Source organism: Sulfitobacter sp. CW3, assembly GCF_019392245.1.
Lineage (GTDB): Bacteria > Pseudomonadota > Alphaproteobacteria > Rhodobacterales > Rhodobacteraceae > Sulfitobacter.
Genome location: NZ_JAHXRL010000009.1, coordinates 33,664 through 57,650 on the forward strand (window position 1 = coordinate 33,664; position 23,987 = coordinate 57,650).

Sequence of the window (23,987 nt, forward strand, 5' to 3'; positions counted from 1 at the left end):
TGCTTTCCTGTTTCCATACCAGTTTGCAAGAGTAAATCCGGGGCCTACTCAAACCTGTCAGTCTGGCATGTTCACGACAGTCACCCCCTTGATGGTGTCGCGTGCCAATTCGACCAGATGGGCGTGATGCGTGAAGAGGATTGCCTGTCCGTTCGTGCCGATCTCGGCACAAAGCCGCAAGGCCGCTCGCGCGCGCGTATCGTCAAAGGTTTCCATGATGTCGTCAAGGATCATCGGCAGTGGGCCCGGCTCGCGGGCAAAGCTGCGATATCCAGCGAGGCGCAGCGCAAAATACAACTGACCCATTGTGCCCGTTGACATCTGTTCAACTGGAACCGTGCTGCCGTTAGGTTGGATACCGACGAGCTTTTCGCCTTCCGCCTGGCTCCAAACATCAACTCCTTTCCACTTGGGAGCGGTCATGGTGACAAAGGCCTCTTCGACGTCGCGCAGCATGCCACTGCGCCGCTCTGCCGCAAGTCGACGCAGCGCCCCGCGCGACGCCAGCACCCCGAGCCGAGCTACAGCCGCCTGACGCGCGCCGCTCCGGAGTTCTTCTAGCAGTGTCGCCTGTTCGGTGGCGAGATCGCTGCGGTCGGCAGCCTCAAAAGCTTCGCGATACAGGCGGGCAGCCTCGCGCTGCGCGTCTCGGGCGGTATCGCGGGAGTCCTGCGCATCTTTCAACGCCTGTTCCAGCTCTGCTGCGCGTGTGGCGTCCGGCATCCGGTTCAGTTCCTCTGCAAAGAGATCGGCGTCTACACTATCACGGGCCTTCTGCCGATCGCGGTCCGCCGTTGCCTTATCTGCGCGCAGACGATCACGTTCAACCAACTTTGCGACCCTGTCGCGCGGCGCGAGGTCTTGCCCGCCCTGCCCATTGAAGCAGCCATCTAGGTCACCGATTGCGGCTTGAAATTCGGTCTTTGCGCGGCTTTTTAAGCTGGCGGTTTCATCGCGTCGCGATGTGGCCTCAGCTCGTTTTTCGTCAGCCCGCATGGATGCCGCCACGCGCACACGCGCACGGTCGATGACTCGAACGGGGTCGATATCAGGCTCTTCCTCAGGATCATCCAAAATCCGATTCAGACTCTGCGCGCCATCGGCAAGGGCGGCAACCGCCTTCTCTAAGGCCTCGATCCGAGCGGAAAGCTTTTGATGCTCGCCATAAAGCTGCTGCAGGCTGCGCAGGTGCGGCAAAGCGGCTCGAATTGCCTCAAGAGAGTGATCAGGCAGAGGCAGCGCCGCAGTCAACCGGTCAAGCTTCCCTTGCGCCGTTTCGCAGTCGGTTCGGCATTCCTCCGACTTGCTGTCCAGCTTGGCTATAGTCTTCTCGCCGTCCTGCCATTTCGCCCAAGCCTTGCGATCACTATCCTCCAAAGTCAATGCGCGTTGTACCTGAGTGGGTAGAGCACCTTTCGCAGGGTCAAGTCCAAGGGGCCGCGCAGCACCAATCAGCGCGTCGCGGGCCGCCTCCTGATGGGCAAGACGGGCTCTTAACGCTTCTTTCGCATTGGAATGATCGGCAGCAGCTTCGGCCGCTGCGTTCAGTGTCTGCTGGCGCGCGCTGAAGGCTGAGGGGGCCGCGTCTTCTTCCAATCCTAGTGCAAGCGCCAATCTGGAACAGCGCTCCGACAGGCGGTCACGGAGAGTGACCAGGTCGTCGTGACGCGTCTTTGCGGTTCCATGCCTTGCGTCGGCGGTCCGCTCCTGACTTTGTGCCGCGAGCAGTCGCTGCCGGGCCTCTGCGCCGGTCAGGTAATGCGCGCGGGTGCCATCATCAGCATACATCGCCGCCTCGAATTGATCCGCGGTCTTGGTGGTCAGATCGCCCCGGTGCTGCTGCCATACCATGTCACGCCGACGCCGGGTCTCTTCGGTAATGACGATGTCAACAGCGTCAGGTGCAGCCTCATGCGCGGAAAGGTCGCCCCGCGCCTCGGCCAGTTCTGCCGCGCGCGCGTCGAGGTCATTGCTCGCCGACGCAAGGTCGGCGGCCAGGGCCGCCCAGTTCCGACCGACTTCGTCGAGCGTTTCGCGCGTCGGAAGGCCCTCGGAGATCAGTTCTTTCCAGGACCCCGGCAGACCAGCAGTGACCTTAGTCAGACGCGCCAAAGCTTGGCTTTGATCAGTCTCTAACGCGGTAAGATCGGCCACAGTCTTCCAAAGATCGAAGGCGGCTCGCAGCGCAGTCAAGTCTTGCGGTTCAGCGGGCGCATCGCCCTGTTGGACGCGGGCTGCTTCGACGGCCTTTCGCGCGGCGTCCGCTGAAATACTAGCGGTCAAGCACTCCTGGACTGCAGCCGCGAGATGCTCAAGAACGCTTGCCTCCAAGGCAATTGTGGATGCCGGCGCATCTGGCACCTGGAGGAGCCGCAAAACGGTGTCTATTTGGCTACTGAGTTTTTCCTGATCTTCGCTGCGCCGGGCAAGATCGGCCCGCGCAGTGCTGGCCCGCCCCATCAGCGGCGCTCCGTCGATGGTCAGTTGATCGAGCCGTTCCAACTCTGCCGTCAACAGTTGGGCCAGCATGTCGACCGGATTGTCTGCGATGATCCGATCTTGCTTGGTGATCTCTTCTTCCGCCTCCGTGATCCGGATCGTTTGCGCCGCGATTTTTTCGACAAGGCCCGCCACGCGCTCTGCCGCGCCAGGAGGAAGCTCGGGGCCGTCGGGGAAATCGACCAAGGCCTCTGTCAGCTGCCCTTTCTCCTCGGTAAGATCGTACCAGACCTCTGCGGCTTTCGACGCAGCTTGTCTTTGATGGGCTTGCCGCAGCTCGGCATCGACCCCCTCAAACTCCGCCGCAGCCCGGTCCCGATCATGACGCAGGTTGCGCTCTCGCTCGGTCGTCAGGCGATCAGCCCTCAGCTCGCGACCAATCTCTTTCAGGCGGTCACTGCCTGTTTTAAGAGCGTTCCCTCGACCGCGTTTCTTGTGAAATTTGTCGGCCCGCTCCGCCAACGCGTCCAGCGTTTGTGCCATGCCTGTCAGGCCAGAGAGACCCGCATGCAGGAGCTGGCCAAGGTCCCCTTGCGCCCCGGCGATCCGTTCTCCGCCTTCCCGCAAACCCTTTTCGTTGAGCGAAAACCGTTCCTCGTATGTATCTCGCGTCAAGCCGTACAAAGCACCCGACAAGATCGCCTCGTTTATTGGGCGGTCATTTGCGTCCAACAGCGATTGGGACCTCTTGCTATTTCGGCGCAAAGCCATGACCCCGCGGCCAGGCAGGTCAAGTTCTGCTCCTACCAAAAGGTCACTTCGGTCGAAACGAAAGGCATAAGGGTGCGCCCCGCCTTTGAACCCGAAGAGCAATTCCAGAAAGGCGTGATAGGCCGTGGACTTGCCCGCCTCATTCGGACCAAAGATCACTGTCACGTCGGACACGCCTTCGTCACGCTTTGGAAAGGTAATCTCGGCGTCTTTGAAACGGCCATAGCGGATCAGGTCTAACCGGTTCAGCCTCATTGCGAGGCCCCCGCGTGCAATGTCAGAGAGACTTCCGCAATCGCTTCCTCCAGAAGCGTATCCAGCCCGCCCTCATCCAACTCGTCCATGATTTCGGATGGCAGGGCGAGGCGTAGTTCTTCAAGCTGTTGCAGGGCGGCCTGTCGAAAGCCTTCTTCGGCCAGTTCGTCCTGCATGAGGCGGACAAGATCGTCGGTCTCGGCACCCGGTTTGCGGGGCGGCGGGACAGATTTGACCTTGTCGAGGAATACGCGATCGATGCTATCCAGCACTTCGGCCGCCAGTTCCGTCACCAGTTCTGTCCCGTGGCGATCCGAAGTGACGTGCAGGCGCACCGCCATATCGCGTTCCGGCACTTGCGCGGACATCAACGCGTCTCCCAAGCTGCGCAAGACCTCTTGTTGGTCAGCACAGGCGCTCAGATCCAGCGCACATTCGGAAAAGCCAAGGTGCCCAATGGCGCGGCGTTCGAACTCCGGCGTGCCCTCGCCCAGCGACACAAAGGTCACGGTACCACCGTTGCGCTCGCCAGAGTGACGCGGCTGCGGGATACCGGGCATGACCGCCAGAATCGGTCCATCGACCCGCTCAAAAGGTGCATGAATGTGCCCGAGGCACCAGAGGTCGTACCCATGCGCCATCAGGTCCCGTTCGGCGCAGGGTGCATAGGGATCATGGCCCGGGGCACCGTCAAGCGAGGTATGCATCAGCCCCACGTTGCGCTTGCCCGGCACCGGTCGCGGATAATCGGGAAGGAAGCTCTTCGCCACATGGGCCGCATCAAAGGAGAGGCCATGGAAAGCCGTGCCGCCGATCTCGACCGTTGGTGCGCCCTTGTGCAGCAGATGGATGTTCGGCCCCAAATCTCCATGCGCCTTGTGATCTAACAGCGCATCGTGGTTACCCCTGATCAGCACCGTGGGCACACCAGCTTCGGAGGCACGCGCCAACTGGGCAATCAGGAAGGCGCGGGATTTCAGGTCCGGGTAACCATTGTCAAAGATGTCGCCCGCCAGCACCAACGCATCGACCTGTTCCGATATCGCCAGATCGACGATCTCGGCAAAAGTATCGCGGCTGGCCTGTTTCAGCCGGTCGCCGAGGTCCGGGTTGCGTAACGCCACGGATCGGATGGGTGATCCAAGGTGAATGTCAGCTGAAACGAGAAGGCGCATTATGTTCCGTCCGTGTTTCCGCGAAAGATGCGGCTTTTCTGTTGATACAACAAGTTATCAGTTGGTCTTCTCAGTAAGGTCGTTCATCGATAGAAATAGCCAGCCTTTGACTACGTTTCTCTGATCGATTAGCCAATCACTTGCTCATACAAGTCGCACAGACTGCGCCCAGCACTTATCTGTATCCAAGCGCAGACTGCCTGAACTATTAGCGCCGCAGCCACTCGTCCCGGATCTCATGGATGGCAAGGTCCTTCCACTGTTCTTTCCATAGAGCCCAATAGGGAATGTCCGTCGATGCCGGCCCAGTTGTGCAAACATCAATCTGCACCACAGATGGAAGTGCGATCGATTCTCCGACAAGCAGCGCCTCTCCCTGCTTGAAGGCTGGCATTTTGTCGATCAGAGAACCCAGTGAGTCCGGCAAAAGCTTACGCACATATCCTTGATCAACGGGATTAGTCAGACGCATCGCAATGAAACTGTTGCACTGCGAGAAAATGGTTTCGGAGATCTCTGATGGCCTTTGGCTCGCGAGAAGCAAAGTAACGCCGTACTTCCGTCCCTCCTTGGCAATGCGTTCGATTGACATTTTCGACGCACGAAACTTGGAAAGATCGCTATTCGGTACATATTTGTGCGCTTCCTCGTAAACGAGAAGGATGGGCGCGTCATTGTTGATCTTCTCGTTTGGATCAGCCGCAGAGCGCAACCGCTTGTAAAAATATCCATGCTCGAAAATCAAACGCGAGATCAGCGAAACCGTAATGCTAAGAACCTCAAAAGGGACGCCACTCAGATCGATAACAGTAACATTTTTTGGCTTTTCTGTACTGTAGCCGAGAATTGAGCGGAGCGTTTCTTCGAAGGTGATGGTTTGCGACTTCTCCCCCAAAAAAAACTCGAGCCGGCGGTCGTTGATCTTGCTCTCAAGCCGGTTCACAAAATTTGTAAGGCGCCCATTGAGGCTACCTTGGGTGAACTTCGTCTGGCCCTTCTTTGCTCCGGAGGCGAAGACCTCGCCAGTATCAATCATCTCGCCATTCCGAGCAATCACGTGCTTGAGAACATCACGGATGTTGAAAGGAAGAGGCGTATCCATATGGATCCGCTCCTTGACGTCTTCGGCACCAGAATACTGGGCCTTCCTACTCTGAAGAACAGCATCTTTGAACACGTTGCGTTGGTTGTGATCGTTCGCCTCGGTATCAAGAAAGAACTCTTCCAGTTCCTCGCCACTCAGCATCCAGTAGGGAAGCACAAGATTTGCGCTGTCCAAAAAATTCGCGTCCGGAAAAGCCGCTCGATACTCGGAATGGATATCGAATATGATCACGTGCGAATTGTTCAAGGCATAATCGCCCTTCTCAGCTACAGCGTTCTGAACAATCTTCGCCACTGTGTGAGATTTCCCGGAACCAGTCGAACCGACTACAGCGATATGCTTATTGAAGAACTTGTTCCCGTCGACTGGAACTTCAACTTCTTGGTTCGTCGCCAGTCTTGAAAAGCAAAAGCGATCGTTTAAAGGTAATGCACTGCCATAGATGAGCCGGATGTCGTCTATAGTGGCGGGCTCAACCGTCTTTGGTGGGATTGCAAGGGCGTCACCGCCCCGTTCGAATTTTTTATCGCGCAGAACACCGAGCGGAAACGCGTCGATCACGTAGTCCCGGCTACCGTCGTCTTGAGCCTGAATCTGAAAATTTTCAATAATTGCAATCAGAACAGCGTTTTCGTTGTCAGATATCTTAAGATAAGATCCAACCCGCAAAGACTCTTCCGCTACACGAAAATTTTCGAGATCATCGACAACAATCTTAACCTTGTCAGGGAACACCGCGACCACTTCAGCTTTTACATTGCTCATAGATTTACCCCTAAATTATGCTTTCGATATCTTTATAGTCTGGAACTTGGAGCCTAACGTGCTTTATGGCGTCGTCGCCAAAGTCAGCCACGGGCGTGATTTCATAAAATTCATAAATTTCCCGGGATCGTAGGAAAGATTGAAAAGTCTGTTGTGCTTCAAACAGGTAGGAAAATATTCGCAAATCAGGACCGTTGCTGTGAGTCGCAGAGCGAGAGATTGAGGCTCCGTCAAACTCGGCGTCTTTGAAATCATATCCGTCGAGGAAACGAAGACTCTCATTGTGCAACTCCTGCTTAAGGGCTGCGATCTCTGCATCGTCGATGCCACAGAGCAAAACGTACGGCGAAAACGGTTTCGCCTCTCGCGGTGATAGTTTGGAGTACTTCCGTGAAATTGTCTTGAGCAGGCCTTTAACAGCGCCCCTCTGATACGAACTTTCGCTCACATGGATAATGAAGAGCCGATCTGCCGATGAGATATTCAATCCATTGACGAAAAATTCATTGCGGAGCTTTTGATAATACTTGGCTTTTCCCCTCTTGGCGACGAACCACTCGTCGAAGAGGATTGAAGATGTATCTATTCGCTCAAGAAACTCTTGCCTTGTGATGATGCGCAAGGCTTCATCGGTTTGGGTCGACAATTCCTTGATAACGCGAAGTGCGCTGTTGTAATAGAAGAACTCGGCCGTAAAGAGCGAGCAATCAAACCGCTTGGCGAGCGCACCGATGATGGTATTGAACTGGTCGTCGAACTTTGCGGCATCTACGTCGATCGAGAGGGCTTCCAAGAAGCCCTTGAGCTCTTGATCGCTGACGTTCAATTCCTCATGTTTTTTTTCAGTGATTTTTTTCGATGTAACGGTGAGGAAATTTTCTTTGAGGAAATCAATATTGAACGGCATGACGAGTTTGCTTTGACCGGACTCGAAATAGCCACTGAGCTTATATTTTATCGAAGGCCGGCCTGCCGTAAGACCGTCTTTGTAATGCGAAAGCATAAAAATTATGGCTGGCTTGATTACCGAATGATTGTATTCGGTCTTCTCGTAATATTTGCATTGGACAGCAGTGAAGTCCGTCGCTGTTCGCACATCGATGTCTTCGATGCATTCAATTGCCACGCTTTCCGTAGCTTCGGCGAGTTCAAGAATGCTCAGGATCGAGCGATCAAACTGATAAAAATAACCACGGATTGTGGGAACAGCGCTGCGATCTGTCAAAAGCATACCTCCGCGGCAAAAAGTTGAAAAACAGCGTCGATATGTGTTCGATAACAGCAACTCACGATTCTACCTGCGTTCTTTCGCTTATTATATTACAATCAGTTAAATGAAGATCATAGTGAGATCGGATTGCCAAGGACGGGCCTGAAAGCCGCTTGCTCTGGTCAGCCAAAAAATCAGTTTGGAATTCACACCGAACTTCAACTTCTCGCCCTAGCGTTGGCAGCAAGAGCTGTGACTACACTTTCAAGGCATTTTGGCTCAAGCCTAGATGAAATCGCATCCAACTCCAATAATTCGCGCGTCAAATGCGGGTGAAACTTCTCGGTCAGCAGGTTTCCAGCGCCTGCAAATAGATCAACATCTTCACCCTCCCCAATCCTGTTGAGAACCTCGGTTAATGGCGGAGTTTCTTCCCCAGCTTCCACTTGAAGGAAACCATCATATTGTTCGACAGAAAACCCAAAGCTTCTCAGCGCAAGCGCCAAGGTTGTCGTTTTCATTGTCCCTACTCGTGTTGCGATAATTGATGTTTCTTCCCCCAAATTGACAAGCGACCCGTTAGCAAACCCCATCTGCGCATAGTTCAGCCGCGCCTCCTCAAGCATTTCAAACGCATTCGCGTCCATGTAGAGGGGCTTGGTATCGCCCTCCAACACATCGAACATGCGCGCGATTACCTTGTCATGGATCTCGCCCGGGTCCCCACCAAAGACAGGCGGCACACCTGCTTTGGCAGGTTTGACCATAATTACCTTTTCCCGGTCATGGATTTCCTGAACCAGCCAACGGCGTCCGGAAAAGATGAGCATCATCCCAGGTGAGAGGATGTTGTCGATTGGCAATGTCCCAAGATCCCGACCGTTTGAAACCAGCCGGTATTCTTCGGGCGTCTTGAACACCGCGTAAAAGCTATAATGCTCGACTAACCGCTCTCCGTTTTGGCCCAAGAGCAACAACCCCCCGTCCGTTTGCTCTATCAAGCCAGTTTCAGGATTACCGAGCGCGCGCAGCACATCAGTGAACATAGCTGTGGTGACTTGCCGAAACGGGCCTTCGCGACACAGCACGTTGTATAGAATATTTGCCGGAGCCCCTCCCCGTTGTGCGATCACTGAAAGGATTTGATGGACAAGTGTCGACAGATGCAGCGCTTGCGGCTTGGGTGGTTCACACCAGCCCTCCAACAACAGATCAATCATCGCAATCGACCGGATCAGGCCTAGTCTCAGACGATCCACAAAGCTGCTATCCGAAGTGAGCCTCGTTTCTACCGCGTATTGTCGAAGGATGGCTGGCTGGCCCTCCCTACGTCCTGAACGTCCCAATCGCTGCCGCAGGGCTGCGACGGTGAAGGGTGCGCCGATTTGGGCGACACAGGTCACATCGCCGATGTCGATGCCAAGCTCTAGTGTGGACGTGCAGACAGCTGTGGTCGGTTTGCTGCTGTCTTTCAGGCGCCGTTCAACAAAATCGCGGTGATCGCGTGAAAGGCTGGCATGGTGCGGGTAGAACTCTTGGGGAAGGTGCTCTTGCTCGCAAAGATCACGCAGCCGGTCAGCATAGATCTCGACACGTTGGCGGGAGCCTGCAAACACAAGATTGTCGCTTCCCCTTAGATGCTCGAATAAATGCGCTGCGACAGCATCCGTGGCAGATGGGGTGTTGTCGTCTTCTCCACCGGAAAGATAGCCACGCAGCTGGAGTTTAAGTTCAGCTTCTCCACCCTCCGCTTCGATCAATGCGACGTTTTCCGCATTGTCAGGCCGCAGATAAGCGCGGGCGAGATCCATATCCCCGAGCGTCGCAGATAGTCCAATCCGGCGGATGGGCCTTTTGATCGCCAACTCAAGACGTGTCAGCAGGGACCGCAATTGCACCCCGCGCTCACTATCGAGCACAGTGTGCAATTCATCGATTACCACAGCTCGGGTTGCACCGAACAGGCGCGCGATTTCCAAGCCCCGACGGACAAACAATGCCTCCAGCGACTCTGGCGTGATCAATAGTATCCCCTTAGGGTTTTTCATCGCGCGCGTTTTGACTGATTGCGACACATCGCCGTGCCACGGCACCACTGGAAGCTCCGCCTCTTGACAGATGCCTTCGAGCCGCCCCGCCTGATCGGTGATCAGCGCTTTGAGTGGTCCGATGTAGAGCAAGTCGAACCCGCCGCCCTCTGCCGGTGCATCCAGCACCTGAGAGATCAACGGAAAAAATGCGGCCTCTGTTTTACCACCGGCCGTCGATGCCGCGACGATGAGGTCGTTGTCAGTTTCGTGAATAGTCCGAATTGCACGCGCTTGAATGTCGCGCAGCTCACGCCACCCCTGCTGTCTGATCCACTTCTGGACGGGGCGGGCAAGTTGGTCAAAGGCGCTACTCATCCTAGAGGCTCAGAGCTTGAAGCTGATCAAATCGTCGTCACCATTAGGTTGAGCACCAGTCGTTTCCTCTACTTCGCTCATATCCTCGCCTCGGTCTTCTGAGACGTCGATCTTCTCGATCAGGTCACTCCATTCAACGCCTGGATTTTGCTCCAGCACGGACAGCAAATTCACAAAAGCAGTGACGGTATTGCGCGGCGTCCTGAAATAGGCTTCCCCAATCCGATCAGAGCAATGGTTCATAAAGGCTTCCAGCGCTGTATCCGGCAAGGCAGTTTCATCATCCTGCATCACGCGTCTGACATTGGCCAACAGAACAAACAGATCTTCCGGCGTCAGGCTGGCCAGCCGCACAACCGGCCCCGACAAATCGACGAGCCCATCGCGGGCGAAGGTGTTTTCTGCCAACCGCGATTGCAGGGCTTCATAGCTATAAAGCCCACGGCGTGTGTTCATCAAAAACTCTGGCGTGCCTCCCATGAGAAACCCAAGATTCTCGGCACTGCCCTGAAGTACGTCGTTCAGAATCCGAAGAATCTGCTCGTAGTTCGCATTGCGCGCTTGGGACGATGTCAGCTTGAACAGGTTCACCATTTCATCAAGGCCGACAAGTAGCCCTTTGTAACCCGCCTCGCACACAAATGCCGACATCAGCTTGAGATGATCGTAAACGCTCGCATCATCGACAATCGTGCGCACGCCAAGTGCTTTGCGCGCATCCGTGCGGGTTGCGAATTCTCCCCGCAACCAACGCAGAGCAGCGGACTTAAGTTCGTCATCCCCGTTCTCATGGCCTTCCCAATACCGGCGAATGACCTCTGCAAATTCAAAGCCGCCAGTAAGTTCTTCAAAATGGCTCAGACGCTCACGTATGATGGTGCCCGTTGGCACGTCTTTTTCCTCGGCGTCTCGGTGCGCTTGGCTGACAAACCGCTCAACCACACTGGCCAAAGCACCACCATCGGGCTTTGTGCGCGTTGACAGGTTGCGCGCCATCTCTGCGTAGAGGCCGCGCGCTTGTCCACCTGTCGCGTGAATACGCCGGTCGGGTGCAAGATCAGCGAACATCACCACCAGCCCTTTTTCCAAAGCCACTAAACGGATCAGGTTCATAAAGAAGGTTTTGCCGGATCCATATTCCCCGATAACAAAACGGATGGCGGAGCCGCCGTCCGCGATACGTTCCATGTCCTTCACAAGTTCTTCGATCTCGCGAACGCGCCCTACCTGAATATGACGCAGGCCCAGTTTTGGCACGACCCCCGCCCGTAACGCCTGAACAATTGCATCGCGCTCACGTGGCTTTAATTTAGACATGACGCTCCTCCCCTTCTAATTTTTGTTTTACCGCATCCGCAATTTCCGGAGACACGTCGTAACCATCATATTCATCCAACAAGGCTTCATCATGTGTCTCAAAGGCCCACTCGTTGACGGCCTCCAATGCACCTGACGGCATCAATCCATGCTTTCCACAAAGCTGCTCGAATGCGTCCTCGGTCCAGTTCTCTTGACCCACCAAATCCAACAGCAAAGCGCCATGTTTTGCATCTAGCCCGGTAAACAGCGTTGCACTCTTGGAGTCCCTGCCCTCTTCTGCCTCTTCCTCAGCCTCAAATATCTGCCCTAGGACAGAAGACACCCGCGCCGTATCTGATCTGATGGCCGCGATCCGCGATGCATCCAGTACGGGCCCGGTTGCCTTTTGTCGTTCAGGAATGGCCTCTCCAGAATTGCCCGGCTGGGCCGCACGAACAGTGCGTGGCGCGTCTGCAATCTCTCCAGCGTGAAGGTCGGAATAGGCGAGTGATGGATCAAGGCCCAATGCCTTGTACACCTTTTCAATGCTGGCGACTTCTTCGGATTGAATGACGCCATCGGCGTGTGCCGCACCCACCAATGCCGCACGCATCGCCTTTTGGTCTTCCACACCAACATCTTTGAGTTTGCGGCGCAGCAGCGTCATGTCAGGCGGCACAGCAAGGAACCATACCATATTTGCTTGAAGGCGGTGCCGCTCTTGCTCACTCAGCCCCTCAACAGATGCGATTTGAGCCTCCAACGCTTTGCGTTCAGCATCGGCGATACGCCCGTCTGCATGGGCAACAAACGAGGCAAGAGCCAACTCCATCAACGCTGTTTGATAGCTTGCCGAAACATCTTCCAGCTTTTCGATCTGCTCGCCAAGATCAAACAGAACTACGGGTTCTTCCGGTTTCGGTGAACGCAGTGCAAAGCGTGGATCAGGTGCGAGCCCAAATCCAAGACGCGCCAAAGCATCTGCCGCCCCTGTTAGCTGTCGCTTGCCAATCTTCGTGCTACGCTGTCCTTCAAGCTTTTCGATCACGTCGGCCAGCGGAATAAGTCCGCCGCTCTGCATGATCCCCCTCGCCCACTCTTTCAGCGCTTCCATTTGTGTCGACGGAAACAGGCTCCACAGATCTAGTGGCAAGAGGGCGTGCGCTTCGATGCTTCCCCTGCCCTCGGGGTTCCGACCAAGATAGCGGCTCAGCTTATCAAGATCGTTTATGACTTCATCTGCAACTTCCTGCGCAATCTCGATCGGTTTTCGCAATCCGGAAATATCAGGAACGGGTTTGCCGTCGGCTGTCGGATTGAGAGTCCCTTCGAACTCGCTTGAGGCTGCGCGATACGTTGCTTTGAGGTGTTTGCGCGGCTTGCTGACCTTTAGCCCATTTGGAAAGCGATCGTCGAACCGAATCTTGAACAACGCCAGGAATTCATCACGGCACCGCGTTGCTGGCGTGCGCAAATGGCTTTCTGGATGGCACATCAACCAGCTCAGAACCCAGTCTGCACTCAGGTTTTCTCCCTTATCAAGACGAGCGCCAATCGCATACTTCAGCGAAAAAGGAAGCTCCCAACCCTGGCGTTCAAAGATCGGCTCCAGCGCCTCAAACTCAGTTTCGGCAAGTGTCGCGATATCAAGAAATTCTCCCAAGTATCGCTTCACCGAATGGTTTTCGGGATAGACGGAAATCAATCTCCGAACTTCTGCGATGATATCCTTTGCATCAGCATTGGATTGATCGACGAAAAATCTCCGTTCCAACCCGTAAAAATACAAGAACATATAGCCCGGATCATAAGATGAATCAGAACGGCCGCTCGCCAACCATTCAAGATAGGTCGCCCTGCTTCGTGCTGAAATATCAGAATACCCAGGCCAGTATGACATGCCCTCCCCTGCCCTATCGTCCCCTGTCCTCGCGACGGAGAGAGAAGGGTCGATGTAGGCCCTGCATTTGTCGCGATAGCCATGGTGATTAAGCAATGGCGGCGTGCCGACATAGACCATTCCGCCAATATCTCGCGCAGCAACGGTCACGGTCTCTGCCGCTGGTATCCAGCCATTTTTACGTGAATTCGTTTGCGTCTTGTGTGCTGTTGGCCGCGGGTTCTCATACTGCTTTGCGATTGCCGAAAGTGCTGGTGCCGCAGACTGGCCGGCACGCACGATTTCCGAGTAGTCCTGTTTTGGTGGTTTGGGCAGCGCTGTCGACGATGATTGAAGAGCATTCGCTTCGCGCGTTCTCTCTCGCTCACGCTCGGTGCGTTTTTCGTGGGCACTTACGCGGGCCACTGGCTCGGATTGAGTTACTCTTGTGTTTGTGCTTTCCGCGGCAAGCACTTTGGCTTCCACTTTTCGGGATCGTCTCTTTTCTTGCCACCAGACCAAAACGATAGGTAAGCCGAAGGCAAAGAGCATTTGACCGCCAATAGGCCAACCTTGCAACACGGTCACTACGGCAACCATGCACAACAAAAAATAGAGCGCGTAAAAAAATAGAACTCGAAAAAGCTTTAGTATTGATGACATTAACGAAACCCTCTTTCGGAACACACTAGATTGCGTGATTTGCGATGCAATCACTATCGCTTAGGTAGAAGTACAGTTTCCTTTTTAAATTCAGCGCTCTCGCCTTGCTCTACCGAAGTACAAAGCCGCTATACTTAGGTGAATGCCGCAACCCGCTCCCTGCAAAGGGCAATCATAGCCTCTGCCCGCTCCTCGATATCACGGTCCATACCGGGAAGATCAGGCAGAGAAATCTTGTCTATGGCTTCGGCGAAGCCCTGCAAGAAATGATCAATCTCTTCGCCCACACCGGTTGCAGCCAAGCCGGCGATCGCCGCCACCTGCATAAAATCACGACGCCGCAAGCGATCATCTTTGCCGTTCAGCTTCAGGGCCATGCGATCATGTTCAAGACTCGGGAACACCCGCGTCGTGACCGCATCATAGAGCGGCGCGAGGCGAATTGTGCTGAAGCGATCCGCAACAGGGTCGGCAATCTTTAGAAGCGCTAAATTCTTCAGGTGCATATCGCCGTCGCCGATCAACCAAGCGAATAAGGCGCGCTTGATGACCAACTGAAGATCTTCCCCGGCAGATGTCGACAGCGGTCGAACAGCACGCGTTATCCTCTCGATTGTTCCATCATACTTCGCATCGGGGGGCAGATCGAGGACCGAACACAGATCCTCCAAAGCAAAGCGGCGTTCATCCTCGGGCGATGTGCGAATATCAAAGCGCTCGACCAGTAAAGCAGGGGGCATGTCATCCGGCATTGCTACCAAAGCAATGTCGGGTGACGCCAACCCTGAAGCACGGCCAAGAGTCATGGCAAGATACTCGATCACGGGAAGCGCCTGAAATCCGCTAGTTCCCGCCGGCTTCAAAATGTGAGTGAACGGCAAGCCCGCGCTCGGCGACAATTGGCCATCCTGCGCTAAATACATTGGCGCCTTGATCTGAACGCCAGACAGGCGCGGTGTGTCCGCCCGCTCATAAAGGCGCGCCAGCCCGGCCTCGAAATCTGCTTCAAGCTTGCCGCGCCCGGGGCCGGCATAGTTTCCGGTAAACAAACCGTCGCGGGCATATCGGGACAACGACACGGATAGCATGTCTACGGGGAGCGATGCGAGCTCGGTTGCGTCTTCGCTGATCGTAATGTTGGACATATATCGTTTGCCCGAGCGCAGAACCGCACGCTCGTCATTGTCTTTGAGAACCTTCTCGAGCCATCCCTCAGGCAACAGTGAGAGGATGAAGGGGGGTAGCCTGCCAGGAACCCGCTGTTGCACGAGCGGCAAGTTGAAATTGTCTTGCGGCTGCCATCGCCATTCAAAACCGTCATGACCCAGCTGACCGACGATTTGCCCATGCCAAGCAACCGAGAACGTTAGTGCTGCTTCGTTGCGAACATCCACCGCAACAGCAGAACGCAACAAATATCGCTCTGCATGCTCCCCCTCGCGATACCATTTGTTTTCGCGCGCTAGCGCCCAAACCGCATCCGCCGCGGCAGACGGGCTGCCGTATTCTTCAATAAGACGCGCGGCGATCTCGGTCCGCATCCCTTCATCAATCGCGCTGGCGTGCTCGCTGCGTTGCCGAAAAGCTTCAAGAAATCGCTGCCGCATCGACGAGACGGCGACTTTGAACTCCCCTGCCCCATCATCGACAATGGCAGTCGCGACCGCTGGCTGATCTGGCGCTACGTTCTGGATGATCTCCAGAGACCTGATCCGAGTACGCTGATTTCGTTTCCCGCTTATGAATAAGCGACCATCTCGCGTAGGTGCGAGCAGAGTGGCGCTGGCTGCCGAGAGATACGCCTTTGGATAAAGATAATGCGCAATCCGCACCGCATTCCGCAGAACAATTGCATCTATGTCTGCGTCGGCGTCGACATAGATGCCTCGCATAAGTTGAACAAGTTTTCCTGTCTCAGCTTGGTAGTGAGCACGGTCCTTGTCGAGGTTTTCGCCAATGAGATAGAGCAATATTCTAACTTTCGCGCACTTGAGATACGAGATAGTTAGATTTTTTTATGGCACCCGTCAAGAAATTCCAACTATCCCGCACATGACATGCGCGAAAGTTAGGTCGAAAGCGCCACTCCGAAGAGGCCTCACACGTAGCCACGCGCACAAAAGCCACAACCAAGACCATGTTGTGGTCGTTCAATTTTGGTACGCGTACCTTCCTGAAGGCTCGTCAAAAATGAGTTGGCAAAAGATATCAAGGCCAACTGTCCCAAACCAAAGAGGCAGAGAACGCCGTGATTGCATTAAAATTGGGTCTCTTGCAGCTTTCCAGAACTCACGAACCATCAGCTACGGCGTACCACTTGATAAGCGGAAACAAAGTGCCGTGTCGAGCTTGTGTCTGGGAGCAGCACCGGTCGATCAGCTCGACTGCCACCGACATCTCCACAGTCGCCCCCTACCCCGCCGCAATAGAATGGAGCGCGGGCCGGACCAGAAAAGCACTCTCAACAGAATTCGGCTCAATCTAAAATCCGTGCGCACCTGTGCAACTCTGGCATCTGGAAGGCCAATTCCGAATCTGCTTTCCCCACTGATCACGCTTTTCTGCGCCGACCACTCCGATTGTGAGAAGGCATCTACACGGACCGAGCGATTGCTTCCGGACCCAACGGCTCCTCATCCGAGCCGGTTTCACCCCAAACGCGAACAGGTCTCTGATGATTCCGCTACCGCAAGAGATTGGATCAGACTCTTCAGTCAAGGATACTGGCACATCAGCGCTTAGGCGCTGACCAGGCTCTTGGCTGCGCCCGAAGCCGCAAAATCAGCGTCTCCGCCCATTCGGGATACGATCCTTTGCGCTACCTAAAGGAACTCACAATTAGAAAGATGATCCATCAACGGAGCAATTTGGACCATCACCTCTTCACTCTCGCGGACCACCGGCATGCGAAGCAGCCCCCCTGCCCTATTCCGATACGACCATCTAAATCATACGAGTTACTTACCCCAGCTTCGCGAGCCGGGGACAACAGCAACCCAAATCAACGATAAATTCGTCCGCGGAAAAGTGGAGAAACCAGCCAAATACGCTCAAAGTTTACAGCTGTAAACTGATCCACTACGCTGCACCATATAGCGGATGACGGCACATTAGACACTAAATAGGCAAAAAAGCATTGACTTAAGGCTGTGAATCGCAGCTTTTATCCCCAAGTGGCGCGAAAAAAGCCATATTGAGCAATTTGGGGCAACCACATGATTCCCGTGACACCAATCGTTACCAACCGACCGTCGGAGCTGGCAACCGATATTTCAGAGCGCCTCACCACGGCGATCCGCGAACATTTGTTGTCGGCCTTCGCGCCCGACAACACGAAATCCCTACGCCTATTCAGCGCGCCTGAGGCCGCCGAACTCTTGGGTGTATCGGGTCAATTCATGCGCAAAGTACACGGTGAAGGCACCCTGCCCGAGCCTCAAGAGATCCGCGCTGGACGTCGCTACTATACCGCACGCGACATCTGGAATGCCCGCCAGATCCTCGAACAAACCTCTCGCAAAAAGGGTCGTTATCTTCCCGGCCGGAGGGATGGAGATAAGCTACAAGTCTGGCAGTTGATGAACTTCAAGGGCGGCTCGAGTAAGAGTACCACGACAATCCATTTGGCCCATTTTCTCGCACTGCAAGGCTATAAGGTCTTGGCTGTTGATCTAGACCCCCAAGGCTCACTGACATCCATGTGCGGAATCAGCCCAGAGATCGAATTTGACGGACTAACTGTCTATGATGCCATTAGGTACGACGATCCCGTGCCCTTTGCCGACACAATCGTCGAAACCTATTTTCCAGGGCTGTCTCTCGCCCCTTCCCGCCTGCTCCTGTCAGAGTTTGAAACGGAATCAGCAGTAAACTCGAGCCCTGATCAGCCGTTTTTCACACGAATAAGAAGTGCGCTCGCTCAAGTCGAAGACCAGTATGATGTCGTCTTAATGGACAGCCCGCCTCAGCTTGGCTTCCTGACGATTTCCGGCATGGCGGCAGCGACCTCTTTGATTGTACCCCTCACGCCATCCATGCTCGACGTCTCCTCAACCGCACAGTTCTTGGAACTGGCGGGTGCTTATATGGGCGTCATCGAAGAAGCAGGCGCGGAATTGCAATACGATCACTTTAAGTTCCTGATCACACGCGATGAGCCGACAGACGTCCCATCACAACAGCTCACGTCCTTTATGCGCGCGCTCTTTCAAGATCGCGTCATGGGCGCGACCGCCCTCAAAAGCACTGCGATCAGCGACGCTACCATGCTCAAACAATCGATCTACGAGGTCGTGAAATCAGAAATGACGCGCGCAACCTATGATCGCGCGAAAAACTCAATGGATGCTGTCGGCAAAGAGGTAGAAGCAATGATCCACCAATCATGGGGGCGTAACTAATGGCCCGTAAATCCCTTCAAGGTCTCTCCGGCATCGCCAAGACGATTGCAGATTCTGGTCCACGCACCTCTGAGCGCAAACCAAATACCAGCGCTCCGGCACTTGGTGCTCTCCAAGGCTCTCTATCCGCCATCCGCGAGATTGATCCAAAGCTGATTGATGAATGGGGTCCGAAAGACCGTCTTGACGGGTTTACAGCTGTAAACTCGGATGAAGAGGGGGACGGGTTCGAAGCCCTCAAGACCAGCATCGAAGAGGGAGGCCAACAGGTGCCCATCCTTGTGCGCCGCTCGAGTAGCGACGGACGATATGAGATCATTTATGGCCGCCGCCGCCTCAAGGCTTGTCGTGAATTGGGACTGAAGGTTCGCGCCAATGTCGAAGACCTTGATGACGCTTCAGCCTTACTTGCCAAGGGCCTCGAGAATGCTGCACGCCGCAATCTGTCGTTTTATGAAAAAGCGCGCTTCGCAGCCGTTATTCAGGTTGCGGGGCATAACACCAAGACGGTGCGGCAAGTCTTGAGCCTTTCAGCCCCTGGGCTATCCCACCTCACCAAAGTCACCGAGAATGTTCCAGACGATGTCGGCGACGCCATTGGCGCTGCCCAAAAGTCAGGCCGTCCGAAGTGGACGGCGCTTGCAGACGCCTTCATCGCGAAGAAGGTTACCGCAAGCGCCGCATTTTCAATTCTCTCGAAACTGGATTCTGATCTCTCATCAGATGATCGCCTGGAGCGGCTCTTGGCAGAGATCGCCCGACGCGGTGCACGCCCAAAAGAGGGCAGGGCGGTCACGCCCGCACCAGGCGTTACGATCAAATCTAGCAATTCTTCCGTCACCCTTGCCGTTAAAAAGACTGGCAAGGATGCCGCCTTCGGGGCATGGCTCGACCGCCATCTCGAAGACATCATCACCAAATCCTATAAGGAGTTTACAGCTGTAAACTCGCAGGATGACACCCGAGGCCAAAGCAGAAAGGAGGACGGCGAATAGAAAACCCCCGAAGCCGGAGCTTCGAGGGCTGCAGCGCGTAAGCGCCGTTAGACTAGACACCTAAACGGTAGCAGTCCCCGAATCATCGAACAAGAAAAAACGCTTCCGAGCGCATGGGAATTTTTTGTCTGCCGACAAAATCATGAAAACAATGACAGGACTGGCTCCAAATGGAGCCCACTCGCCAGTATATTCAGCGGGGCAGCGAGATATTGCCCCGTCAAAGTGGACACTCTTGCAGGTCATAGAAGACATTCGAGAGCCCTTGGGGCTCAAGGGGACATCGATTTCCCTCCTGCGTGCCATGATCTCCTTCATCAAGGGCGATCATATTTCTGCCGCACAAGATGACGGGCATATCTGCTTTGCATCCAACGTTGCCTTGGCAAGGCGGACACATGTTAGTGTTCAAACCGTAGAACGGCACATCACCAAACTCGTCTCTCTTGGCCTCCTGTCGCGCCGCTCCAGCGCCAACGGTAAAAGATGGGCTCGACGGGACACAAGTGGCCGTATAGTGCTCGCCACAGGACTTTCTTTGATGCCGCTATCAGCGCGATATTCTGAATTTGTTCAAATAAATCAAACGCATAAAGAACGCGATGCTAATCTATCAATCTTACGAGACAAGTGTGCAATCGCGCTGGCAAGCCTCAAGAGGTATCTCCCGGCCCGCCCAGATCTTGAAGCCTTCTTCAACACTGCTCGAAACCTCCTGCGCAGGCGTTCGCCCGAAGAAGCTCTAACGGCCTTGTTGAAGAATATTACCACTCACATTGAAGAAGTTACTCCTGATCAGACAGACAATTTGAGGGACACAGCCCCAAAAAATGAGGGGCACAAAGAACCTCATTTGAATCAGTCAGTTAAAGAAGAAGATTCATTTAGGATTGAAGTTGGTCCAGACGAAATGGAACGCGCCTACCCTAGACTCTGCGCTGAACTGAGAACAGCACGTAGCCAAACAGATTGTGAACGTCGAATGAGCGATATCGCAAACCATCTCGACTTAGGTAACCTTTGGTTCGACATTAAAAAACTTGGTCCAGCAAAAACATTTATGACCCTAGGTTACTTATTAGAGCGCATAGAAAGCATTAAGAAACCTCGTGGCTATGCATTCCACTTACTGCAAGGACTTACCAATGGGACTTTGGCCTGGGACACATTGCTCCAGCCCATGAGAAGAAAAAAGAGTCTGTAGGGGCCGTTAGACACTGTTTTGGTTAGTAGTGCTGCCGAAAAGTGAAAGTTTCCTTCTTGTTTTAGGACCGTCTGATGGACCCTTGTGGGGTGTTCCTGACGGGTCTGGACCGGATTCCGGTCTGTCTGTCCTGACAAGGAACCTCGCATGCAAACAGAAGTATTGCGCATCCTGCGCGCAGAGGCACGGTCGTGGTGGCGACATCGAGAGCTAAGAAGAACTGGTGACCTTGATGCGGCGCATCGGCTGGAACGCCAAACAATCAGCCGCGATATTGGCTGCCTGCGGGCGGCGATCAACAACCCCAATGCCTATGTCAGCTGCGGCGGGGGAGGGACCATCCTTCACCTCGGCCTGACAACAGTCTCGCTTTACGCCCCCGTTGAACGCTTCCCACTCGCCGACTTGGCTGTCCGGCTTGGAACGCCTCTGATCGACTGCCGCACCGTTCGCGACATCATCGCCTTCGCAAACCTGCCAAAAGTCACAATGGATGGCACGGTTGATCCAGAACCTTGGAAGTCCTCCAGCCGGATACCGCTTCTAACATATCTGGATCTTGTCGAACGCCTTGGCGCTCGTATCGTCAATGACCCGCGCATCAATCACGCGACCTAACCTAACTCCCCCAATCAAGTTCAACATCGAAAGGAGGCCAGCCATGGCCCGTTCCCGCACGTCTAAATTCGACGCATCAGAAGCCATCACCAATGAACTCATCCGCATCATAGAACGCGGGGTTCTTCCTTGGCGCAAACCTTGGACCGCTGGCGGCAGTGCGCGTCCGTTGCGCCACAACTCTGAACCCTATCAGGGCGTTAACAACTTCCTGCTCACCATGCGCACGTTGATGGCCGGATATACCTCTCCGTTCTGGATGACTGTGCCGCAGGCGAATACTCTCGGAGCAAAGATCCGGAAAGGCGAACGATCGTCTGTCGTTGTTTATTATGGCCAGAGTCGAACGCAGTCGGACGATGAGCAAGACACCAATGATGGCGATACCGAAGAAGCCCGCGTCTTTCGTTTCCAGAAGTCATATCGCGTGTTCAACGCAGACCAGATTGAAGGCTTGCCGGACGCTTTTTACCCGGATGCCTGTTCGGTCCCCGATCATGCGCCATCTGCGCCATCTGCGCCAATCCCGCATATGCAGGCGTTCTTTGATGCCATCGATATTACGACGGTCTTTGGTGGAACCGAGGCACGCTACAATCCGCCGGTCGACAAGGTGTTCATGCCAAGCATCGAGCGCTTCAAGGACCCGCTGAACTTTTACGGGGTTTGGGCGCACGAGCTTGCTCATGCCACCAAGGCGCCGCATCGCTTGAACCGAGACTACGGTCTCAGCCGATTTGGTAACACAGCCTATTCCCGCGAAGAGATCGTGGCCGAGTTGACGTCCTGCTTTCTGGGGCAGGAGCTTGGGTTCACTGCGCATACGCTAGAGCTGAACGCGTCGTACTTGTATCACTGGCTGCGTGTGCTGCGCTCGGACAAGACCGCTATCTTCAAACATGCGGCCGATGCCCAGAAGGCCTGCGATTATCTGATCGCGAGGTCGGAAGCGGGCAGGGTAGGGGCCACCGATCAGGCCGCTTGAGAAGTTTGGCTCGGTCGCAGGCGGCGGTTCTCAAAGAGTGAAAGCAAGCTTTTGGTTTTGTGTTTTCAATTTCCTCGAAAGGACAGACCCATGACCACATCCCAAGCCTCGACAACAGATCGCCCCGACATCACTGTGATTGCCGCGCACAACGATGCCTTCCGCAAATTCGCGTGTCTTGGAACGCCTCCAAACATCGCCATTCCCGGTCGTATGCATGTCACGCGCTCGTTGATGGAAGCGGAAGACGGGTTCATGGACGAAGCAGTGAAGGCGATCGGTGAGTTTGAGGTCTTTGAGCCCGAGAATGATCCTGACGGATGCCACGACTTCGGGGCCGTGGATATTCGGGGGCAAAAGGTCTTTTGGAAAATCGATCTTTATGAAGCGGATAGCGATTTCCGGTATGGTGCTGAGACTCCTGACAACCCTGCAACCACCATGCGCGTGCTCACCATTATGATGGCATCCGACTGGTAGGGCAGGGGGCCCAACCTCACAAACGATGCACAATCTGAAGGCCCGCTGACCCCTCCAAAGGGAAAGATGCCGTAATGGGGCTTTCGGCGAATCGGACAGGTTTCGCTTGTTTGTCAGTATGATCTGAAGTGCCGTTGCCCTTGATGCGCCTGCAGCGCGTCTACGAGGTCGTATGTTTCCATGCGCCTCAATTCCTAAGAATAGAAGGGCAACGACATGAATGTATTTATCGGATTGGATGTATCTCTGGCAAGCACGGCGATTTGTGTGCTGGGGCCACAGGGGAGAATTGTTGAAGAATTACAGGCGGAGAGCGAGCCTGAGGCATTGGTACGTGCAATAGCGTCATTGTCATATTCGATCGATGCGATCGGGCTCGAAGCCGGACCTTTGTCCCAATGGCTGAGCAAGGGAATGGAAGAAGCTGGCTTTGACGTGGTCATGATGGAAACACGATTAGTGAAGGCAGCCTTGAAAGCCATGCCGATCAAGACCGACAGGCGCGATGCCCAGGGCATTGCGCGCTTGCTTCAAATGGGATGGTACAGGCCCGTGCACCGCAAATCTGTGTCCTCCCAGGAAATCCGCGCGTTGCTGACGGCGCGCAAGTCAGTTCAGCAGGCCATCATCAACCTTGAGCTTTCGATGCGGGGTGTTCTGCGAAACTTCGGTCTGAAGCTCGGGCATGTCACCCGGATCAGGTACGAGGCCCGGGTGAGGGAACTGGTTGAGCAAAATGAAATCCTGTCCGCGTCGACTGAGGCTCTTCTGCGCGCGCGTTCCCAGTTGCGCGCCGAGTTGGCTGACTTGGATGCCAAAATCGCGGGTCTGACAAAACACGACGATGTTTGCCGTTTGATGATGACGATGCCGGGTGTCGGTCCGATCGTCGCCCTGACAGTCAAATCCGCGATCGATGATCCGACCCGCTTTGCGCGGTCGAAGGATGTCGGACCGTGGGCGGGACTTACGCCGAGGCGCACGCAATCCGGAGAGATGGACATCGTTGGACAAATCACGCGAGCTGGTGATCGCGGGCTCCGAACCGCGTTGTATCAGGCAGCGATGATCCTGATGCACCGTGGTGCCCCGAACTGGCTGCAATCTTGGGCACTTAAAGTAGCGCACAGGCGTGGAGCGAAGAGGGCCATGATTGCACTTGCTCGACGCATTGGCGTCGTCTTGCACCGCATGTGGATAGACGGCACGCCGTTCCGCTACACGCAGAACTCCGGCGCGACTGCATGAGCGGGAAGCTTCAAGGACAATTCAGAGCGGAGGGTTGAGCTGCGCCTCATGACAGGTACGTCGAGGTCCCTTGCCGGGACGAGGTTCCTGG

At 54.9% G+C, this 23,987-nt stretch carries 15 protein-coding genes; 7 read left to right on the top strand and 8 right to left on the bottom strand.

Going from position 1 to position 23,987, the window contains the following annotated elements:
• Positions 1-57 precede the first annotated feature (57 nt).
• The 8 genes from KZZ06_RS17020 to KZZ06_RS17055 all read right to left on the bottom strand — a co-directional run bounded on the left by KZZ06_RS17020 (position 58) and on the right by KZZ06_RS17055 (position 15,936).
• Positions 58-3,465 carry an AAA family ATPase gene (locus KZZ06_RS17020; protein WP_089423270.1) on the bottom strand — a complete coding sequence of 1,136 codons (3,408 nt, stop codon included), beginning with the start codon at positions 3,463-3,465 and terminating at the stop codon, positions 58-60.
• Positions 3,462-4,640 (bottom strand): DNA repair exonuclease, encoded by a 1,179-nt coding sequence (locus KZZ06_RS17025; RefSeq protein WP_089423269.1) that lies wholly within the window; start codon positions 4,638-4,640, stop codon positions 3,462-3,464. Before KZZ06_RS17025 ends, KZZ06_RS17020 begins: the two co-directional genes overlap by 4 nt.
• Before the next feature lie 208 nt (positions 4,641-4,848).
• Positions 4,849-6,510, bottom strand: coding sequence for an ATP-binding protein (locus KZZ06_RS17030; protein ID WP_089423268.1), 1,662 nt, complete (start codon positions 6,508-6,510; stop codon positions 4,849-4,851).
• A 10-nt stretch (positions 6,511-6,520) separates the two neighbouring features.
• Positions 6,521-7,741, bottom strand: coding sequence for a DUF4297 family anti-phage-associated protein (locus KZZ06_RS17035; protein WP_089423267.1), 1,221 nt, complete (start codon positions 7,739-7,741; stop codon positions 6,521-6,523).
• 197 nt (positions 7,742-7,938) lie between these two features.
• Positions 7,939-10,125 carry a DEAD/DEAH box helicase gene (locus KZZ06_RS17040; RefSeq protein ID WP_089423266.1) on the bottom strand — a complete coding sequence of 729 codons (2,187 nt, stop codon included), beginning with the start codon at positions 10,123-10,125 and terminating at the stop codon, positions 7,939-7,941.
• A gap of 9 nt (positions 10,126-10,134) precedes the next feature.
• A complete protein-coding gene (locus KZZ06_RS17045) occupies positions 10,135-11,442 on the bottom strand; it encodes an ATP-binding protein (protein WP_089423265.1) in 1,308 nt (435 codons plus the stop codon).
• Positions 11,435-13,966: a TerB N-terminal domain-containing protein gene (locus KZZ06_RS17050; RefSeq protein WP_089423264.1), complete on the bottom strand. Its 2,532-nt coding sequence runs from the start codon at positions 13,964-13,966 to the stop codon at positions 11,435-11,437. The genes KZZ06_RS17045 and KZZ06_RS17050 overlap by 8 nt, the downstream gene beginning before the upstream one ends.
• Positions 13,967-14,100: 134 nt before the next feature.
• Positions 14,101-15,936, bottom strand: a complete 1,836-nt coding sequence (locus KZZ06_RS17055; protein WP_205387938.1) for a type II toxin-antitoxin system HipA family toxin — start codon at positions 15,934-15,936, stop codon at positions 14,101-14,103.
• Between the two features lie 1,245 nt (positions 15,937-17,181).
• Between KZZ06_RS17055 and repA the strand changes: the two genes are divergently transcribed.
• The 7 genes from repA to KZZ06_RS17090 all read left to right on the top strand — a co-directional run bounded on the left by repA (position 17,182) and on the right by KZZ06_RS17090 (position 23,896).
• Entirely contained in the window at positions 17,182-18,366 is a 1,185-nt protein-coding gene (gene repA / locus KZZ06_RS17060) for a plasmid partitioning protein RepA (RefSeq protein ID WP_089423428.1), read from the top strand.
• A complete protein-coding gene (repB, locus tag KZZ06_RS17065) occupies positions 18,366-19,361 on the top strand; it encodes a plasmid partitioning protein RepB (RefSeq protein WP_089423427.1) in 996 nt (331 codons plus the stop codon). Before repA ends, repB begins: the two co-directional genes overlap by 1 nt.
• 124 nt (positions 19,362-19,485) lie before the next feature.
• Entirely contained in the window at positions 19,486-20,565 is a 1,080-nt protein-coding gene (locus KZZ06_RS17070) for a helix-turn-helix domain-containing protein (protein WP_240311210.1), read from the top strand.
• A gap of 147 nt (positions 20,566-20,712) precedes the next feature.
• A complete protein-coding gene (locus KZZ06_RS17075; protein ID WP_089423426.1) occupies positions 20,713-21,183 on the top strand; it encodes a hypothetical protein in 471 nt (156 codons plus the stop codon).
• A 43-nt stretch (positions 21,184-21,226) separates the two neighbouring features.
• A complete protein-coding gene (locus tag KZZ06_RS17080; protein WP_089423425.1) occupies positions 21,227-22,168 on the top strand; it encodes an ArdC family protein in 942 nt (313 codons plus the stop codon).
• Between the two features lie 90 nt (positions 22,169-22,258).
• Positions 22,259-22,648, top strand: coding sequence for a DUF3768 domain-containing protein (locus KZZ06_RS17085; protein WP_089423424.1), 390 nt, complete (start codon positions 22,259-22,261; stop codon positions 22,646-22,648).
• A 216-nt stretch (positions 22,649-22,864) separates the two neighbouring features.
• Positions 22,865-23,896, top strand: a complete 1,032-nt coding sequence (locus KZZ06_RS17090) for an IS110 family transposase (protein WP_047997789.1) — start codon at positions 22,865-22,867, stop codon at positions 23,894-23,896.
• The last annotated feature ends 91 nt before the right edge of the window (positions 23,897-23,987 follow it).

What these genes read in the sequence shown, in the direction of transcription:
- KZZ06_RS17040 (WP_089423266.1), bottom strand. Translation starts at nt 10,125, where the DNA reads ATGAGTAGCGCCTTTGACCAACTTGCCCGCCCCGTCCAGAAGTGGATC.
- repB (WP_089423427.1), top strand. Translation starts at nt 18,366, where the DNA reads ATGGCCCGTAAATCCCTTCAAGGTCTCTCCGGCATCGCCAAGACGATT.
- KZZ06_RS17035 (WP_089423267.1), bottom strand. Translation starts at nt 7,741, where the DNA reads ATGCTTTTGACAGATCGCAGCGCTGTTCCCACAATCCGTGGTTATTTT.
- KZZ06_RS17090 (WP_047997789.1), top strand. Translation starts at nt 22,865, where the DNA reads ATGAATGTATTTATCGGATTGGATGTATCTCTGGCAAGCACGGCGATT.
- KZZ06_RS17020 (WP_089423270.1), bottom strand. Translation starts at nt 3,465, where the DNA reads ATGAGGCTGAACCGGTTAGACCTGATCCGCTATGGCCGTTTCAAAGAC.
- KZZ06_RS17030 (WP_089423268.1), bottom strand. Translation starts at nt 6,510, where the DNA reads ATGAGCAATGTAAAAGCTGAAGTGGTCGCGGTGTTCCCTGACAAGGTT.
- KZZ06_RS17025 (WP_089423269.1), bottom strand. Translation starts at nt 4,640, where the DNA reads ATGCGCCTTCTCGTTTCAGCTGACATTCACCTTGGATCACCCATCCGA.
- KZZ06_RS17050 (WP_089423264.1), bottom strand. Translation starts at nt 13,966, where the DNA reads ATGTCATCAATACTAAAGCTTTTTCGAGTTCTATTTTTTTACGCGCTC.
- repA (WP_089423428.1), top strand. Translation starts at nt 17,182, where the DNA reads ATGATTCCCGTGACACCAATCGTTACCAACCGACCGTCGGAGCTGGCA.
- KZZ06_RS17045 (WP_089423265.1), bottom strand. Translation starts at nt 11,442, where the DNA reads ATGTCTAAATTAAAGCCACGTGAGCGCGATGCAATTGTTCAGGCGTTA.
- KZZ06_RS17075 (WP_089423426.1), top strand. Translation starts at nt 20,713, where the DNA reads ATGCAAACAGAAGTATTGCGCATCCTGCGCGCAGAGGCACGGTCGTGG.
- KZZ06_RS17085 (WP_089423424.1), top strand. Translation starts at nt 22,259, where the DNA reads ATGACCACATCCCAAGCCTCGACAACAGATCGCCCCGACATCACTGTG.
- KZZ06_RS17080 (WP_089423425.1), top strand. Translation starts at nt 21,227, where the DNA reads ATGGCCCGTTCCCGCACGTCTAAATTCGACGCATCAGAAGCCATCACC.